This is a genomic window from Citrobacter sp. Cb023 (assembly GCF_030336805.1).
Taxonomy (GTDB): domain Bacteria; phylum Pseudomonadota; class Gammaproteobacteria; order Enterobacterales; family Enterobacteriaceae; genus Citrobacter; species Citrobacter braakii.
The window spans coordinates 333,234-350,049 of record NZ_JAOWCV010000040.1 but is presented as its reverse complement, the minus strand read 5'-3'; the positions used below and the strand labels follow the sequence as shown (position 1 = coordinate 350,049).

General features: G+C 48.2%; 15 protein-coding genes, 1 tRNA gene and 1 pseudogene. 7 read left to right on the top strand and 10 right to left on the bottom strand.

Annotated features, from left to right (window positions below):
- The first annotated feature begins 268 nt into the window (after window positions 1-268).
- The 4 genes from OGW44_RS22550 (at window position 269) to OGW44_RS22535 (ending at window position 3,504) form a co-directional block, all read left to right on the top strand.
- Window positions 269-976 (top strand): DUF554 domain-containing protein, encoded by a 708-nt coding sequence (locus tag OGW44_RS22550; RefSeq protein ID WP_016157451.1) that lies wholly within the window; start codon window positions 269-271, stop codon window positions 974-976.
- A gap of 105 nt (window positions 977-1,081) precedes the next feature.
- Window positions 1,082-1,157, top strand: a tRNA-Phe gene (locus OGW44_RS22545).
- Window positions 1,158-1,782: 625 nt separating this feature from the next.
- Window positions 1,783-2,859 carry a methyl-accepting chemotaxis protein gene (locus OGW44_RS22540; RefSeq protein WP_137380011.1) on the top strand — a complete coding sequence of 359 codons (1,077 nt, stop codon included), beginning with the start codon at window positions 1,783-1,785 and terminating at the stop codon, window positions 2,857-2,859.
- A gap of 48 nt (window positions 2,860-2,907) precedes the next feature.
- Window positions 2,908-3,504, top strand: coding sequence for a dienelactone hydrolase family protein (locus OGW44_RS22535; RefSeq protein ID WP_101700269.1), 597 nt, complete (start codon window positions 2,908-2,910; stop codon window positions 3,502-3,504).
- A gap of 54 nt (window positions 3,505-3,558) precedes the next feature.
- Here the strand turns inward: OGW44_RS22535 and OGW44_RS22530 are convergent, their stop codons facing one another.
- The 3 genes and pseudogenes from OGW44_RS22530 to OGW44_RS22520 form a co-directional block, all read right to left on the bottom strand.
- Window positions 3,559-3,726, bottom strand: coding sequence for a VasL domain-containing protein (locus OGW44_RS22530; RefSeq protein WP_019077655.1), 168 nt, complete (start codon window positions 3,724-3,726; stop codon window positions 3,559-3,561).
- Between the two features lie 162 nt (window positions 3,727-3,888).
- Window positions 3,889-4,062 (bottom strand): annotated as a pseudogene (locus OGW44_RS22525) (IS3 family transposase); the annotation flags it as partial.
- Window positions 4,063-4,173: 111 nt separating this feature from the next.
- A complete protein-coding gene (locus OGW44_RS22520; RefSeq protein WP_049268881.1) occupies window positions 4,174-4,761 on the bottom strand; it encodes a MarR family winged helix-turn-helix transcriptional regulator in 588 nt (195 codons plus the stop codon).
- 183 nt (window positions 4,762-4,944) lie between these two features.
- Between OGW44_RS22520 and OGW44_RS22515 the strand changes: the two genes are divergently transcribed.
- From OGW44_RS22515 to OGW44_RS22505, 3 genes are read left to right on the top strand one after another with little or no spacing between them, the layout of a single operon-like run.
- A complete protein-coding gene (locus OGW44_RS22515; RefSeq protein WP_016154483.1) occupies window positions 4,945-5,184 on the top strand; it encodes a thioredoxin domain-containing protein in 240 nt (79 codons plus the stop codon).
- A gap of 8 nt (window positions 5,185-5,192) precedes the next feature.
- Window positions 5,193-5,933, top strand: a complete 741-nt coding sequence (locus OGW44_RS22510) for a hypothetical protein (RefSeq protein WP_049268884.1) — start codon at window positions 5,193-5,195, stop codon at window positions 5,931-5,933.
- 41 nt (window positions 5,934-5,974) lie between these two features.
- Window positions 5,975-6,511: a redoxin domain-containing protein gene (locus OGW44_RS22505; RefSeq protein WP_049268885.1), complete on the top strand. Its 537-nt coding sequence runs from the start codon at window positions 5,975-5,977 to the stop codon at window positions 6,509-6,511.
- Window positions 6,512-6,670: 159 nt separating this feature from the next.
- On the opposite strand, the gene OGW44_RS22500 is transcribed toward OGW44_RS22505, so the two are convergent.
- From OGW44_RS22500 to OGW44_RS22470, 7 genes are read right to left on the bottom strand one after another with little or no spacing between them, the layout of a single operon-like run.
- Window positions 6,671-8,011, bottom strand: coding sequence for a VasL domain-containing protein (locus OGW44_RS22500; protein ID WP_185654436.1), 1,341 nt, complete (start codon window positions 8,009-8,011; stop codon window positions 6,671-6,673).
- Window position 8,012: 1 nt separating this feature from the next.
- Window positions 8,013-8,456, bottom strand: a complete 444-nt coding sequence (tssE, locus tag OGW44_RS22495; RefSeq protein WP_047414982.1) for a type VI secretion system baseplate subunit TssE — start codon at window positions 8,454-8,456, stop codon at window positions 8,013-8,015.
- Window positions 8,456-8,989 carry a type VI secretion system lipoprotein TssJ gene (tssJ, locus tag OGW44_RS22490; RefSeq protein ID WP_185654435.1) on the bottom strand — a complete coding sequence of 178 codons (534 nt, stop codon included), beginning with the start codon at window positions 8,987-8,989 and terminating at the stop codon, window positions 8,456-8,458. Before tssJ ends, tssE begins: the two co-directional genes overlap by 1 nt.
- Window positions 8,964-10,052 (bottom strand): type VI secretion system baseplate subunit TssG, encoded by a 1,089-nt coding sequence (gene tssG, locus OGW44_RS22485; protein WP_185654434.1) that lies wholly within the window; start codon window positions 10,050-10,052, stop codon window positions 8,964-8,966. The genes tssJ and tssG overlap by 26 nt, the downstream gene beginning before the upstream one ends.
- Window positions 10,013-11,779, bottom strand: coding sequence for a type VI secretion system baseplate subunit TssF (gene tssF, locus OGW44_RS22480; RefSeq protein WP_185654433.1), 1,767 nt, complete (start codon window positions 11,777-11,779; stop codon window positions 10,013-10,015). The genes tssG and tssF overlap by 40 nt, the downstream gene beginning before the upstream one ends.
- A 22-nt stretch (window positions 11,780-11,801) precedes the next feature.
- A complete protein-coding gene (gene tssA, locus OGW44_RS22475) occupies window positions 11,802-13,400 on the bottom strand; it encodes a type VI secretion system protein TssA (protein WP_185654432.1) in 1,599 nt (532 codons plus the stop codon).
- Complete coding sequence (locus OGW44_RS22470) at window positions 13,397-16,813, bottom strand: ImcF-related family protein (protein WP_185654431.1); 3,417 nt, start codon at window positions 16,811-16,813, stop codon at window positions 13,397-13,399. Before OGW44_RS22470 ends, tssA begins: the two co-directional genes overlap by 4 nt.
- Window positions 16,814-16,816 lie beyond the last annotated feature (3 nt).

Below are 16,816 nucleotides of genomic sequence, written 5' to 3'. Positions count from 1 at the left end.
GAAGGGGCAAACGTCGCGCAAAAAGGCGATGTTGAAGGCGATGTAGGGGGAGTAATATCATCCCAGGCAGCCCCATTCAGACAGAAGAAAATTCGCGCAATCATGGCACCTTTCACTTACAGGCGCAAGATAAAATCCTGTGCGAAAACCTTACAGATAAGCCAGTATTTCGTCTGAAAGTTGCGGCATAATAATGCAATCTGAAACATAATTTCACCCAGCTAATTGCCTTTAGTATCAAGACGATGATGGGTAAGCAGGAGCAAATGTGGTAATCGGACCCTTTATTAATGCCAGCGCTATTTTATTTGGTGGCATTCTCGGCGCGCTGCTCAGCCAGCATATACCAGAACGCATTCGGGTCTCCATGACCTCTATTTTCGGGCTGGCCTCGTTAGGGATTGGTATCTTGCTGGTTATCAAATGCGCCAATCTACCGGTGATGGTTCTGGCAACGCTCGTCGGCGCGTTAATTGGCGAGTTTTGTCATCTGGAAAAAGGGATCAATGCTGCGGTAGCCAAAGCGCAGCAGCTTTTCACCCGCTCGGACGCCAACGTAACGCACGAATCCTTTATTCAAAGCTATGTGGCTATCATTGTGCTGTTTTGCGCCAGCGGTACCGGGATCTTCGGTGCGATACATGAAGGGATGACCGGCGACCCGAATATTTTAATCGCCAAGTCATTTTTGGATTTCTTCACGGCCATCATTTTTGCCTGCTCATTAGGAATCGCGGTATCCGCCATTTGCATGCCGATGCTGGCAATCCAGTTAACGCTTGCCACCTGTGCAGCACTGATTTTACCCCTGACGACGCCAGCTATGATGGCCGATTTCAGCGCCGTAGGCGGTCTATTGCTGCTGGCAACCGGTTTGCGTATTTGCGGCATCAAGATGTTTGCGGTTGTGAATATGCTTCCTGCCCTGCTGCTGGCAATGCCGCTTTCCGCCGCCTGGACGGCATTTTTTGGCTGAGAATGCGTGCATTAGCAGCAATGTGGTGATAGATTGTGCAGTCTGCATTGATTTGAAGAAATTTCGTTGACGAAGCGAAGCGAATCGGGTTTAATGCGCCTCGTTGCCCGGATAGCTCAGTCGGTAGAGCAGGGGATTGAAAATCCCCGTGTCCTTGGTTCGATTCCGAGTCCGGGCACCACTATTTAAAGAACCCGCCCTAGAGGCGGGTTTTTGCTTTTGGAGAAACGGACTCTCCATCAAGCTCCGTTCGATTATTCGTCTCCAGCGGCTCACCCCTGCGGGGCCAGCGCGACAAGCGCGTTGTTCACCGCCTGCTGCGTTAGTCCGGATCCGGGCACCGCTGTTATTATAAATACATTAATAATGTTGCATTTTAACCGGCGGTTATCACATTCTCAATTTTGGTCATGTACTCGATATATAGTGATACATCTAACCACTCTCTGAATTTTTCAATGCACACATAAATGATGTAATCCAACTACACATCCAGGCTGGAGAGTGATATCACAGGAATATTTAGGTTAAGCTAAAATATAAAACTAACAGATGGAGATTTTAATACACTGAAACATCATTATCTGTAGTGTTCAACTGAAGTATAATCCTTATCTTAATAGATAACACGCGCATTTAAAAAACACCAGGCCATTTCTGTAAAATAATTCAACAAAACAATTATCAAGAAATTATAATACATCAAATAATACTAATTAAAAATATATTGACGTAATCTATAACATAGGCGATAAACTATTAAACCATTATTTTCTTAAACCTATTATCGAAAAAGGATTGATAAGATGATCAGGAAAATTATCGCTAAGATAGTTAAAAGAAATAGTAACTATAATTACAACACTTCTTCCGACCTCATCGAAGCTGACACCCCCATCGCTGAACAAAAAGCAGAAAACTACAATAAAATCATCTGCCATCATTTCACTTCTGGCATATCAACACTCAACCTGATCAGAACATCATTAATTTCAACTCATGAACAATTAAATACAGAAAAAGATAAAATAACAGAACTAAACGCACAAAATAATAAAGCAATGCATTCCCTTGAATCACTCGTTATTGAGATCAATGAGGCAGGCAAAGAATCAGCAGAAATTCAAAAACAAATGACTCATCTGAAGTTATCACTGACTGAAATTAATGATGCAATTAAAGACATACAAAAAATTGCCAATCATACAAATCTAATCGCAATAAATTCAGCGATTGAAGCTGCCCGAGTAGGTGAGGCGGGAAGAGGATTTAGCGTTATATCTAAAGAGGTTAGACAACTAGCTGAAAATGTTAAAATGTGCACTAACCATATATTTTTGCAAACGGAAATCCTCCAGAATAATGGTTCTACGGTTGATACATCCATCGAAGCACAGCTAGCAATAATCACGAAAATCACTCAGCATATGAATGAAGTTGTTTTTTCTATTAAAAGTGTAATTGAAAAATCAGCCGCAATGAAGGCAATTATTGACTACATATCAAATTTACTATTTTTAAGTATCATTAAAATGGATCATGTTATTTGGAAAATAGATCTATATAAAAAACTTACCGAGAATAAATTAGATGATACGTTGACATCATATAGTCAGTGCAGATTGGGGAAATGGTATTACGGTGATACTGGAAGATGTTTCGCTCATTTAACGGGATTTAAAAATCTGGAGGACCCTCACCAGATGTTACATAACTCCGGCGTTCTTGCAATCGAGTATTCGATTTCTGGCGACCATGAGCATATGTCCCTGGCGTTAAAAAGAATGGAACAGGCCAGTGATGAGGTAATGAATCAGCTCGAGATTCTTGGCAACGAGATTTTCAGAGAGGTTGTAAAATTTACGCCCGGTGATAACCCTTGACAAACTTTATTATTAGAATAGATAGTTAAAAACTACGGGAGACAGTTGATGTATACTCTATTATCTAAAAATGAAAATGCTGTGATAGTTTTACATGAAATTTATGGATTGAATAATCATATCAAGCAAGTATGTAAAGAACTGCACAATTCAGGACTTGATGTATATTGCCCCAATTTTTTGAACCGCGAAGAACCTTTCTCATACGATCAACATAGCCAGGCATACGATTATTTCATGAAGTTCTGCGGATTCGATACATCAATGATCTTCGATTTACTGATAAGAATACGTGATCATTATAAAAAAATAATAATCGTCGGATTCAGTGTTGGAGGGACATTAGCATGGCTTTGTTCGGAGAATACACAATGCGATGGTATCGTCAGTTTCTACGGAAGCCGTATACGTGATTATACTGATATAATGCCCAACAGCCCAACACTGGTTATCCAGGCGAAATATGAAGAAGCCTATGATCCTTACTTTCTCCAGCATAAACTCCGTCAGTATCCACTAGTATCGTTTCATATACTCAACAGCCGTCACGGATTTTGCGATCCTTATAATAAGGCATACAATCCGCCTGAATCAGCGAAAGCGCTGACTCTTTTGCATGATTTTATAACGAAGATCATTAACTAAGTTAATATAAACGTCTGACTCAGTTGATGATCTTTGGCTGGCTTATTTCCAGTGCTACCGCCCTCGAATGGCATTTTGTTTCAGCAGCGTATAACGATTAAGAAGCTGGTTAAGCCGCATATCGAGCTGCTGATACAAAGCGGGTGATACACTCCCCTGTTTTTTTAATTCCTCATCGATTTGACGCAACAATTCTTCTGTCGGTGGCGTTTTCAGCGTCATAATAATGCAGGGTTAAATCATTCATATTTATTCTGCTTAGTAAATTGCTGCGTGTTAAACACTGAAGCAGACTCCGGGAGTCTGGCACGGGTAAGGAAAGCGCCATACACGATGACAAATCGCCAGTCACAAGAAATTCAATCGGTGCAATCAGCTTGCCCTCATCCGGAAGCCTCTCAGCGTTGCCATGGTCACGATACTTCTTGCGCCAGCAAAACATGGTTGATGTTATGCAACGCCAGAACCTGACGGCGTAATACAGCCCGTCTGCCGTCTGGTTTTTCAGGGGGGTTAACTGCTGCGATGAACCCCGAACACGTGGCAGAGTGAGCATATCACCTATGTTCAGGTGGCCAAATTCAGTGTTCCACTACAAAATCCAGAGAATGCGCATACCATTTTCTGGATTTTTTTATGTCCGCACTTTACCCGTTCAAAAGCCAGTATCTAGCCCTTTCTCTCATTCTGAGCGCTAACGCTGCAACTATTTTCCGGCTCCTCAAATTCACGACAAATTAATGTGATACTTTCCATGGGAATCGGCTCTTCTGTTAGACCACACCAGGGATGCCCATTTATCGACTGATGAAAACGGCAAAAACGGCACTCACCAAACATTCTGGCCCCCTGATTTTTCTGCATACTCCGAAGATGGGCCAGAAAAACTGTTTTCAGCTGTTCCTCAGAAAAAGCTAATGAATCCCACGGCTCCTGCAGTGTCTCCTGCATGATGCTATGCATCACTTCACTCGCTTTGGATGTCAGAATCAGATGGACAACCCGTTTATCCTTACCGTCATTTTCTCTTCTAATCCAACCTTCACGCTCTAGTTTATTCAGGGACTGCGATACCGTGCCTTTAGTCAGCCCGAGGTATTCCGTGGTTGCAGCGGGCGTATTGGAATAACCATTGCATCGCGTTAAATAGAAAAGAATCTGAACCCATGTTGTGGGGAGTCCTTTCAGTTGCGGATGGCGATAAAAGCTGCCCATTTGCAGGCTCACCAGGCGTTCAAGAATATCAAAGAGTGTCACAGTTACCTGCCTCTGCTTGCCGGGATACGTGCTGGATAAACAAACGTCCAGACTTTCTAACGATAGGGATTTACTGTCATCAATAGTATCGATTCAAAACCATATTGACAATATTTTCAGTGTGTGTGTAATATCAAATGGTATCGATTCGATACCATTTGATATTACACAAGGAAAGTCATCATGAGTAAAACAGCCGTTTTCTTTCATGCAGGTTGCCCGGTATGCGTAGATGCAGAACACCAAATCGCACTGGCACTCGATCCCGCTCAATACACGGTAGAAATCGTTCATCTCGGAAATGATAAAACCCGACTGAATGAGGCCATCGAAGCTGGTGTGCAATCTGTTCCAGCCCTGGTACTGGATGGCGGTATCCCGCTTCACATCAACTTTGGTGCGTTTATTAAAGATCTGCTTTAAGGATAAAAATGAAACGTATTGCGATTGTATTAGCAATGGCTGTAGCCACCTCTGCCGGTGCACATGGCAATGAGCCTCATCAGGGCGGTATTAAAACCAGCGCCGACAAGGCTGTATTGGCTGAGTTTGATATTGTGCACACGAAAGTCACTACCGAAGGGAATGTTGCCACCTTCCATATGGCAGTTTCCGGCAAGGCAGGTAAAAGTAAGCCTGCAGTAACAGGTAAGCTGGCGGGAACGGAAATTTTCTCTTATGTCTGGCCGACAACGATCGATCCGTATGAAGTGGGATTTGAACATAAGGCCGGTATCCTGGCTCTGGCGGTAACATCCCATCCTGATCTGGATGATACGCCGCTGTATGATGAAAATGGCGATGGTAACCGCAACAATGATGGCGATCTGTGGCATACCCACTGGGTGGTGCTGAAGCCTAACGAGGTCTGCGGGCCTGGCGCACTGGCCGTAGTTGATATTCCTGAGGGACAAAAACCCAGGCTGCCAAAAACCTGGCCTGGCTTGCCGGTATTGTTGGACAGTCCGGGCTGGAATCCTACGCTGACAGGTGAAACTGTAGAAGTGAAAGTTCCGTTCGATAATATTGGCGTGGTCACTGCCAGCCAGTTTGATGGCGTAACTGCCGGGCTACGAGTTAATGCATCCGTTCATGCGCCGCTACTTTGCGTCGAGGATGTATTTAAAGTGGCCTCTGGCAAGCTGACGCTGCCGGGGAAAGTAAACCAGTAACAGAAATTAACCCGCACCACAGTGCGGGTTCTGGAGTTAACATGAATATCATTCGCCATCCGCGAGCACCAACATTGACAATTGAACGCTGGTTTAATACATCACAGCCGATAACCCTGGAATCATTACGCGGCAAGGTCGTGGTAATGGAATCATTTCAGATGCTGTGTCCTGGCTGTGTTTCCCATGGACTGCCGCAGGTTTCACGTGTGTACGCCACTTTTCCACCGGATAAGGTGGCCGTTATTGGCCTACATACGGTTTTTGAACATCATGAGGTAATGACCGCACAGGCACTGGAAACCTTTCTATCAGAATACCGCATCCCTTTCCCCGTCGGGGTGGATATGCCGTCTCCTGACAATGATGTCCCCCAGACCATGCTGTCCTACGCTATGCGCGGTACACCTACGTTGACGTTAATTGATCAGCAGGGATACCTACGCCAGCAATATTTTGGTCAGGTAGACGACCTCGCGCTGGGAGCAGAAATCGGGGCGTTATTAAATGAGTCGTTGTCTGTTTCCGAGGACGCGTCTATGGCATCAGGGTGCAGTGATGGGCAGTGTGCACTATAGAGGTCCCGATAGAGATCCTGGCGTTAACCTTTTAGGGCACTCAGTGATAATTCCTGATAAATATTATTAATTTTTCATGATTTTATAGCGGAGATCATCAACCAATTTTATATAACCAACTGAATCAGTTGATGATCTTTGGCTGGCTTATTTCCAGTGCTACCGCCCTCGAATGGCATTTTGTTTCAGCAGCGTATAACGATTAAGAAGCTGGTTAAGCCGTATATCGAGCTGCTGATACAAAGCGGGTGACACACTCCCCTGTTTTTTTAATTCCTCATCGATTTGACGCAACAATTCTTCTGTCGGCGGCGTTTGGTCAAGCTGGCGGCGGATAGTGAAAATGGCTGATTTCAACTCCGACCCCGTCAGATATTTACCCTTGCGTTCATCAAGCGCATTTAGCTGGGCGGTTAACGCTTCCAGCCCCTGCTGGGCATGATGCCAGTTTTGCAGAGCACTTTCCGGCAACGCTTCCGTAGTTAACTGTTTCTGTAAGCTGCTCGCGATTACTGTCGTCTGCGATTCTTCCGGCCACAGAGTGACTAACTGCTGCGCTAATGATGCAGCGTATTCCCGCGACCACAAAGGTGACAAGCGATGTAAAACGTCCAATTGCTCTTGCGTTGCAGCAATTATATCTTGCTTCTTCCCCTGCAAATCTGAGGACTGCTTCAATGTGGACAATTGTTCAGGCGTCGGCACCTGTGGCAATGGCTTAACCAGTTCATATCCGTCGGCTCGCATAGGGTTGATAGCAAGAAAAGCGCCGGTACTCACCACTGCTGTAACCATGACACCGATAGCAAACCCCAGCCACATGCGTCGGGTTCCATGATCGATTTTGGTCGCTAAAACCGCTGCGCTCGATTGCCCGGACGACGCTGGCTCATTAACCACAAAGACCAGTTGTGGCAAAGACGTCACAACGTTATTTGTTGCATCTGAAGCCGGTATCATCACAATGGCCGATCCCGAATCGGGTTCGGATTTCTCCAGACGCAAAGCTGCATTGTGCATCCAGGTCACGACAGCCTCCAGTTTACTAAGCACTTTCAACTCAAGCCGTTGCAGCACTTCGCAGGCATGTTTTAAACTCTGTTCAACCCGATACACCATGGATAAATCAGTATATGACAGCGTTAACGTACGCAATTCTTGCTGTAAGCGAACAGACAGCCATGCCAGGATCTCAACGCGGGCATGAGTTTGCTGTGGCCATATTGCATTCCAGTGGTGCGTCAGTAAGGCCTCCAGGAGTTCCGCGCATTCGGCAAGTCCCACCAGTCCCGCATTCCGTATTCTGGCGACGGTGTACCAGGACAGTGTTTGCAGTTCGACGCCGTTATGACGAAACAATGCCAGGCTTAACTGTTCAACTTTTTGCCAGTCAACGTCCGGGCGCGCGGGGTGAGTCAGCTTGCTGATTTCATCGCGTAACAACCCGAACTCCGTGAAAGCACGCGGGTCACCACCGGTGCTGATGCGATACTTATCCATGTCAGTACACTCCAGTCTCAAGCCAACCCTGCCTCTTAAGGTGACGGATAAGAACCCGCCCCTCAGGGGTAAAATCAGTACCATAGCGAACAATGCCAAGGTCTTGCAGTTCAGCATCAATGGAATAACGCAAATGCCCCGGCGTTTCCTGCTCCTGCATCGTTACCTGAATACCTTTTAGCCGCGGTTCATACTTCAACAAAACCTGAGAAAGCGTGCTGATAAGCTGATGTGCCGTACCTGGCATTCCCTGGAGGATTTTGGTCATATCCGGCAGACCGTAATCGGGTAAATGTTTGAGGCTACCGGCACGAGTATTCAAAATGCGCTGCATATTATCCAGGACGGATAAGATGACCTGCGTGTTTTCACTGACCGAGTGCAAAGGGAAACCACCGGAAAAATTACCCAGTAAGATGTCATAAAGAGACGGCTGCTTGACCATTACTCATCCTCCTGCGCCAGGAGTGCCAGAGTCCGGGTATTTAATTCAAGCACACGCGCCTTATCAGGATCGAGATCTTCACGGCGTAATACCACGCGCCATGAATCTTCAGATTGATCGGGAGAAATAAACATCCCCGCCACGGCAACATATTGCGCTTCCTTTTCGAGTGGAATATCGACAGTTACGCTTTCACCAGGACGTATCAAAACATCTTTCTGGGCCAGTAAATCTGTTTTCACCACCGTGCTATCTTGCACAAATAAAGACTGATAATTAGCCGAGTCAAACGCTTTACGATCTTTGAGTTGGTAAATACGCACAACCGTAGAAAGCGCTATGCCCTGCGCATTTTTATTAGCGCCTTCTCTGGCGGAAAGATCCAAATGCAGCGTTTTAACTTCCTTATAAAAAATAGACTTCGTTAATGACACCGTGCCTTCAGTTACTTTTTGTGTCAGACCACATCCAGTGACCACACTGGTCATTCCGGTTATTACGGCAAAATTAATAGCGATAATCGCCAGTCTCATCGGCTTCCCTCCGCTGATCATGTTGACTAAGGCTCTGCCAAAGCCCAAGTTTAATTGTTATAAATTGATTCTTAGCTTCCGGGTTATCCAGACGCAAAACGGCCGTGCGGCCAAGCTGTACTGCCCGTTCACATTTGTTACTGGTAAGTTGAGCATCCGGAAGCGCCGAGCGAGGAATGCGTAATTGCAGCCTTGCATTGACTCTGGCGCCTAAATACACGTGCATCAGCGCGAGAAAATCATGATAAAGCTGGCCGCCCGGTAACCAGTCGCGAACCTCATCGGGAACATCCGTTGTAAGAGTAATAAGCACCTGGCTGTTAATATCTACAGCGCTATGTCCCATCACCGGGCGAGAATGGAGGCTAACGGGTTGCCGCGTTCTCATTTTTAACGGCTTATCCTGCAGGATTAAGCGCTTATCATGAGGAGTCACGGTGATATTTGTTGTTGGCGATAATAAAGATACCAGCGCGGATATACCTTCCGCCGTACGCGTTGGCATTCTCATGATTCCCAACAGCGCCAAAAAACGCGATAACGGAGCCTCGGTTTGCGTGGCGCATCCCCGAATGCCCAACCCGGTCAACCCCAGTAAATATTGTGATGTTTCATCTGTAGCGCCTGGGCGGAAGGTCGCCGGATAGCTGTATTTACGCCAGATTCGATAAAACTGCGTAATTAAGCGATGGTTAAAAATATCCAGAAACTCAGCAGCAACGTCCGAACCTTCCTGACGCTGGGCAATATCATCCTGATAGGTTGTCGGCAGCGGCGATTCCACGCCATACAATCCCATAAAAGTGACACGAACCGTTGGTGGAAGTACGGATTGTAGCGGATCATATTCTGCATTTTTTAGCTCCCCCGCCGGGAACCCCATCCCGGGATGAGGACGAAAACGAATGGTATCGAAGCGCGGACTTTGTTGGCTTCCAGGACTTGGCGCTTGTGGATTCCACTGTTCCAACAACTGGCAGAAACGATAAAAATTAGTACGGGGTAGGTTTTCACCAAGGCTATTTAGCAGCCGGGTAGTCGCTGATTGTGATTCTCTTTCCATCGCAAGCTTTTCCCTGCCGGCTGTATGATTAAAGTAAGCTGATTAAATAAATGAATATCCGCATACAACGCAAAAAAGCGGTTAAGCATTTCACCAAACAGATGAATATCGCCCTCACCGGTAAATCCGTTCTCATCAAGCGTTATTTCGATATCCACACCACGGAGTAAAAATCCTTTTTCAAAGCGCTGTATTTCATGTTGCTGAACATCCATGATCGCATCCAGACGACGATAATTAAGCTCATCGTCCTGCCAGTTATAGAGGGACAACGTTCCTTTGAGCACTTCTGCGCTGGCCATCATATTCAGAAAGCTGGATCCCAGGTGGCTCAACACTCGCCAGTGAAAACGATCCTCTGCGGGAGGATAAGCAGGTAGTGTCGGCTTACACAGATTGCGCACGGCAATCGGCGTCTGGAGGATCTGCTCGCAGCGATTGAGCAACGAACTCTGCAAAGCTCGCCTGGGTAGTTGACCGTTTGTTCCGGTCACTTTTAATGACAAGGTTTCCTGCTCGGCAAGACGATCCCGCTCCCAGGCATCTCCTCCAAGGATCAACCATGTATCATATAATCCGGATACGCCGCGTCTGACGCGAGTATGGTAATAACGCTCTGGCGCGTTACGGCGCATCATGCCTCCCTTATGGCGAAAACTGGTGAAAGGAGCATAGACGGCATTATGCGTTCGCTGTGAACCTGAAACCGCATCGACTGCATAAATTTCCGTATGCCCATCCTGCAACCTGCGCGGACGCAGCAAATATTCGCTTTCTAGTCCATTAACCACCAGCGGATCGGCCTCCATAGTGAAGAGATTAATCACCGGAACGCAATGAAGACGAATATTTTCACTCCCCAGAGGAAGCTCAGAATTCCACTGTTGAGTCAGTACCACCTCTATTTCAAAGCAATCTATACCAGCAGGAAACGTTATCTTTTCCAGACCGTTAAGATGGACAAACATAAATTTTTCGCGGAACGTAAAATACTCAAGCAATAATTGCCAGCCGCCAAACGCCGTATCGCCTTTTGGCCATAAACTGTCTTCACTGGCAAATCCGCCAGGTGAAAAGTAACCATCCAGTCGAATACGCTCTACGCTTTTGGGGAGCCTCAGATAAAGAGAGGCCAGACGCTTTGTCAAAGCAAGGTGCAGCGCATGGGTCACCGGCGCATCACCACTCAGGTAAAAACTGAGGCGCGTCAGATCAGTTTGCGACCAGTCCATCTGTGGATTGCACTTTATTCGCATACGGATGACCGAGCGTCCGTCAGGTTCCGCATCGATATTCACCGCCGTGACAGACAGCGGATTGAGCGTGACGGGCTGCGTAGTACGATACTGACATACCGTTTTTTTAGGACCGACGGGCTGTGACAATACGCCAAACCTCGCGTTAATCCTCTCGCTCATTTTCAGCACATCAATATCAGGTAAAAGCTCGACAATACTTAAGGAAGGAATGGTACGTAAATAATGAGGCCACAGCAGACTCATCAAACCTTCGGTAAATTCAGGAAGATGATCGTCAATTTTGGCCCGCAATCGCCCCATCGAAAATGCAAAACCTTCAAATAATCGCTCCACATAGGGATCGGGAATACCAGCTTTATCCAGATCCAGCATGGCTGCACGATCCGGATGCGCCTGCGCAAACTCTTTTGCCGCTTCCCTTAAATAACGCATTTCCGCGTCATAATAACGCAGAGTTAAGTCTTCCATTTTACAGTTCACTTATTTTGTTTTAGCCACACAAGACGGCAGCTCTGGCAGGATCAATGGCTACCAGTCCGGACAACAGTAAGTCCATCTCTGGCATCAGACGCGCTTTGTCACTTTCACTGCGATTGGCTTTTAAACGCAGAAGTTTCAGCCGTCGCGCTTTTACTTCAAACAGCAGTTCAGGCTCCCATTGTTTGAGGGTGAGAGAGTGTGCTGTCGCATTCAACTCGCCAAGCAAATGCAGCGCGAGATCGTTGCGCCCACATTGTTCCGTCAGGCGAGCCATCAACAGTTGGCGTAACCAGCGTTGTCGACGTGAAATCACGCCGGGGCGAGCCTGAAGCCAGGCGAGCGCGGCTTCAACGCCTTCGCTATCCGCCAGCGTCAAGGCCTCGCTTTCAAGTAGCAGGATATCGTCGTCCGCCCCTGCGGTAGCCGCAGTGACTTTTTCCCTCTGCCAGTCACTTTCCTGCAGCACCTCACGGGCGATCCACTCACGCGTAACATCATCGGCAAAGGGCATTCCGTCGTTAAATGCCAGCGTTTCCAGACCCGGCATCCGATGCAGCAACATTTTCAGATCGCTGATGATAATCCCGGCATTTTTATCCCATGGCGATCCAGCCCTCATTAATGCCTGATGAAGGTACCACTGCACATCAAGCCAAAAATGATTCACTCCCTCAACAAATAAGCTGTCAGTTAACTCAATCAATTCAGTCCAGCTTTGCTGCAAATAAAGACGTTTAAGCTGCGCACGGTAATCACTCTTGGGCGGTTCCAGACGTGTACGTCCGGCGCCATCTGGCGGAGGAAGCTGGCTGACCGTATCGAGCCGCACGCTTTTCATCAAATGATGCGCCGCCAGCCAGCCATCTGGCTGATCGGCCAGATATTTCGCCAACACCCGTGCCTGCTCCAGTAACTCCCGGCCCGAGGCAATACTTTTGAGGACTGGAGTATCTGCGCTGTACCGAGCGGTTTGGGTGCTGATATTTTGTGGTACCAATGCCTGAGCACCGCCTGATTGGGCCAGACGGTTCTCCAGCGCGCTATACAGCGCTCCAAGCCCTGGGCGAATGCTCTCCTCTCGCTGATTAAATTGCTGGTCCAGCAACATCAGCGCACCGGCGATCCGTTGCGCGTCAGGTCGTGAAACTTCCGGGAATCGCGCCAGACTATCCAGCATCCGCCCGCCTGCTAACCATTCGAGGGCGGCTTTATGACTATTCGCTTTTAAGGGATGGAGAGTATCGCCATATTGCTGCATCAGGCCAGCCAGCAAAATCAGACCATCCGCCAGGCCGGCCTCACCATCCTGATGCAAACGCGCCCATGTGTAATAAGTGACAACACGGACATCCTTACAAGTGTTGATCAGGAGTTTTTCCGCAAGCTCAATGATGAGATCCGTTTGTGCGCCAGAAAGTTTATTCACCTCTTCCCGCATGCGCTGAAAATCATCGTCATAGCCCGGATCGTCACCCCCCGGGTTGGCTGCTGAAATTGGCAATAACCAGTTTTGCCATAGCGCAGTCTGCGTTTGTGCCTGTTCCATCAGTTGCTGTTGTTCATCTGTCGAATCCGCACTGGCGGCCAGTAGACGATTCAGAGCGCTCATTCTTCTTCCTCTGAGGAAAGCTTGCTGCTAACAATAAAAATTGCTTCGGGTAGTTCAAAATCGCGGAGTTTGAGTAATGCAAGGGGACCTTCACCCGCTTCCGTGCGCAGGGTATAGTTCAGCGGCAATCCATCTTGCGCAGTCCAGCGCAGGTTAAAACCGCTGCTCACGCCAGCATTATCAGTTATCTCCGCTTTCTCAAGCAGTCTTATCCAGCCCCAGGTACCGGGGTTATCTGAGTAGATTCGGGTTCCCGTACTCGTGCTCACCCAGCTTAGGGTTGCTCCTGACGCTTGCGTATCGGCAGGCCAGACAACGTTTTTCCACGTTGGCATCTGATTAACGTAGGTGAGTTTCTGGCCATCCAGCACGAGGTCTGTCTGCATCACATCTCGTGCCGTTCCAGGACGCAGTTCAAAACGAATCCCGGCTTCTCCACGAATAAAAGCGACATCCGCAATTTGACTGAGCTGGTCCATCGCCTCGAGGAACGCAGGATTAAATACCAGCCCCTGAGCATTCACCGTGTCGGCAACCCAGTGACTTCCCTGTTTATGCAGCACACCGCTTAAATGACTTTCGAGAAAATGCTGAATTCGGCCATTATCGCTTCGCAGATATTGCGCCAGCAGCGGCAGGGAAGCCTCGCTGCCGACATCACGGAACGGATAACGTCCACCGAATGCGCTGTTCCAGTCATTCACAATCAGCGCCTTCCATTGCGCATTCAGACCAGCCGCGGTTGGCTGCAACACCTGCTGCCATGACTGCTCCAGCGGCTGAACAAACATTGTTTGACCAAATCCACTCCATGCTTGCCCCAGACTGGCAGCCACCAGATTTCCATAGTCACGCGTGGTAGTGAGATCAACGGTTTTGCCCTGAAATACCGTCTGCGCCAGGGCCTGACTCATTCCCTGCGGATCGGCAGCGTTAGTAATCTGCTGGAGTTTCAGCCTGACCTGCGTTACCCGGGTCAGGTAGGTTTGCAGACTCAGATGGCTGATATCCTGCCCAGCCGATTGTTCATCCATCAATGCCAGGATTGGCGAGAAGGTACTCGCCATAGGACCTTCTTCCCGTGCATGCTGGTCAATGGTCTGTTTCTCTTTGGTGTTAAACAGATCCTTTGCCGACTTCACCAGTGAGTCCGACAACGCTTCCCCGGTTAACCCTGTACGTCCCTGAACGGCGAGCGTATTCATTAACGCAACCAGAGGAGACTGACGGATATCTGCAATCAACGTGAGTTGATCGATGGCATCACTCAGCGTTTGGGTGCGCTTCCAGCGAATACTGTTGAGAAAATCCAGCCAGTTGTCGGCAAAATCTATGAAGAAACGCTCGCTAAGACGCGCCTTTAACGCCTGTGGAGAGAGAGGGTCGCTTGCAGAGTGCGTTTCATCCCCCAGCACCTGATCCATCTCTTCCCGGCGGTTGCTTACGATTTTTTCTATGGCGGGCAAAACCTCCTCTTCCCAGGCTTGGCGGGTATACACGCCAGCAACCGAACTCCGGGTATAAAATACCTGGTCTGCCCGAGTATCGCCGGTCATGTCCTCCAGACGAAGATCGGTGTAATGCGGAGTCACCTGTTCAATGATTTTCTGATACAGGGCGGCTTCGCCATTGCGGATCCCCATCTGACGAATTAACAGCGTTCGCACCTGGCTAATAAGATTTTTATCGGCCGCTATTTTCCATTCAGGATGCGCCTGAAGGTTTTCTCCCCAGAATTGCCAGAGCCCCGGCCCAACGCCTTGCCATGATGCGCGCGAAATGCCTGCGCGCTCTGGCCAGTCTTGCATCAGCGCCTGACTAAAAAATGACGCCTCCATCTGTTCGGGCCGGGAGAGCATCAGATACATTTTCAACTGGTTGTAGGCGATCTTTGCCCGAGCTGCAAACTGCGGGCTATCCGGTGCCAGTCTCGTTAACGCCGTCAATTCCTGAGTGAGATGTTGTGCGGCTTCATCACGCAGTAGTGGAATAGCAATACGCGTATAACGCGGCCATAGGGCATCCAGCAGAGCATCATTTTGGCTCAAGCCAAAGCGGTAATACCACGGCACGCCATTCTGCTGACGCCAGCGAAGCATGCCCGGCGTTTGCTGAAGAGCGGATAGCGCCGTAAGACGCTCGGCGAGCGGTTTATCCGGACCGCCAGCCAGTCTCGCCTGGTCCAGGCTTTCGGTGATCATATTGCGATTAGCCAGGAAAGAAACCGCCATTCCCGCGCCCCATAGCAGCATCAAACCGGCTGTACCGACTGCCAGCACTCGAATTCCTGAACGGCCTGTGCGCTGTGCCTTTAGCTCCGCAGGTAACGCAGGGAGTGAATCAAGCAACGCGCGCCAACGCTCATCACGCGTCCAGGCATGCGCAACGCGCGATGGGGTACTTTCCGCATACTGGCTTAAGATTACCGCCGCCAGCGGCAGGGGCCGATGCGGGCTGAAAAAAGTGGTCAACGAGTCGCTGATGGCTTCTGCATTAGGCATCAGCAAATTAGCCATTTTCAGTAAGAAGTTATCGCGGAGATTTCGCGTAACCTGCTGCGTGCCCTGCTCTGCCATGTGCATTGCCAACGAGGTCAACTGCGAACGACATAAAGACGTGGTGCATTTTGAAGGGAACATACACGTCGCAGAGTGTAAGGTTACGTTATCCGGTACAAATTGAGCACCATGCAGCGACCAGAGGTATAACGGCACTCGCCAGCGAAGCGTGGTAAAAACAGCCAGAAGATGGCGGGCGGCCTCATCCATTTGCTGTGAAGTTAAGGGCACAACAGGGGCTGATTGAAGCAAGGCATCATGTTGCTGAAAAGTGTGGGTTACCCATACAACCCCATCCAGCGGGCGCCGATGCAGTTTGCGTATCGTATCAAACAGCGAGACATCTGGCGTTGCAGTGAGCTTGCCTCCCCAGATTAACACCACGCCATCCCCTTCAACCCAGCGCTGGGAGGTGAGTTCAGGTACCAGTTGATCAACCTGAAGGGCATCCCCCATCACCAGCAGGATACGCGTTTTGGCGCGCCAGCGGCGACCGTAGTTATCTTTAAGTGTAGAGTAGAAGTTAATGAATATATTGCTGTCCAATGTGGCTGCAGTATGATTTTCTACATTTGACTCATAAGCTGACTTCCATGGTAAAAGAAAATAAGCAATGGCTTTATATTTTAATAATGGTACATACGCTCCTAACACTGATTTCAACGCATTCACCTGCCATATTTTAAAAATATAACACAGTGCTAATAAAATCGATGTGATAACTATGACCCTGGTTGTTGGGGTTGTCACCCCGAAATACCCTCCGTAGTAATAAAGTACTACATAGCATATCAAACCAACAACAACCAAAATAAATAACAAACCACATAATCGCAACAAGCTAGACTTTTGCATATA

Bases quoted from the DNA above. Each gene is read 5' to 3' on its own strand.
- OGW44_RS22500 (WP_185654436.1), bottom strand. From the start codon at position 8,011: ATGGATAAGTATCGCATCAGCACCGGTGGTGACCCGCGTGCTTTCACG.
- tssG (WP_185654434.1), bottom strand. From the start codon at position 10,052: ATGGAAAGAGAATCACAATCAGCGACTACCCGGCTGCTAAATAGCCTT.
- OGW44_RS22470 (WP_185654431.1), bottom strand. From the start codon at position 16,813: ATGCAAAAGTCTAGCTTGTTGCGATTATGTGGTTTGTTATTTATTTTG.
- OGW44_RS22515 (WP_016154483.1), top strand. From the start codon at position 4,945: ATGAGTAAAACAGCCGTTTTCTTTCATGCAGGTTGCCCGGTATGCGTA.
- OGW44_RS22505 (WP_049268885.1), top strand. From the start codon at position 5,975: ATGAATATCATTCGCCATCCGCGAGCACCAACATTGACAATTGAACGC.
- OGW44_RS22510 (WP_049268884.1), top strand. From the start codon at position 5,193: ATGAAACGTATTGCGATTGTATTAGCAATGGCTGTAGCCACCTCTGCC.
- tssE (WP_047414982.1), bottom strand. From the start codon at position 8,456: ATGGTCAAGCAGCCGTCTCTTTATGACATCTTACTGGGTAATTTTTCC.
- OGW44_RS22535 (WP_101700269.1), top strand. From the start codon at position 2,908: ATGTATACTCTATTATCTAAAAATGAAAATGCTGTGATAGTTTTACAT.
- tssJ (WP_185654435.1), bottom strand. From the start codon at position 8,989: ATGAGACTGGCGATTATCGCTATTAATTTTGCCGTAATAACCGGAATG.
- OGW44_RS22530 (WP_019077655.1), bottom strand. From the start codon at position 3,726: ATGACGCTGAAAACGCCACCGACAGAAGAATTGTTGCGTCAAATCGAT.
- OGW44_RS22540 (WP_137380011.1), top strand. From the start codon at position 1,783: ATGATCAGGAAAATTATCGCTAAGATAGTTAAAAGAAATAGTAACTAT.
- tssA (WP_185654432.1), bottom strand. From the start codon at position 13,400: ATGAGCGCTCTGAATCGTCTACTGGCCGCCAGTGCGGATTCGACAGAT.
- tssF (WP_185654433.1), bottom strand. From the start codon at position 11,779: ATGGAAGACTTAACTCTGCGTTATTATGACGCGGAAATGCGTTATTTA.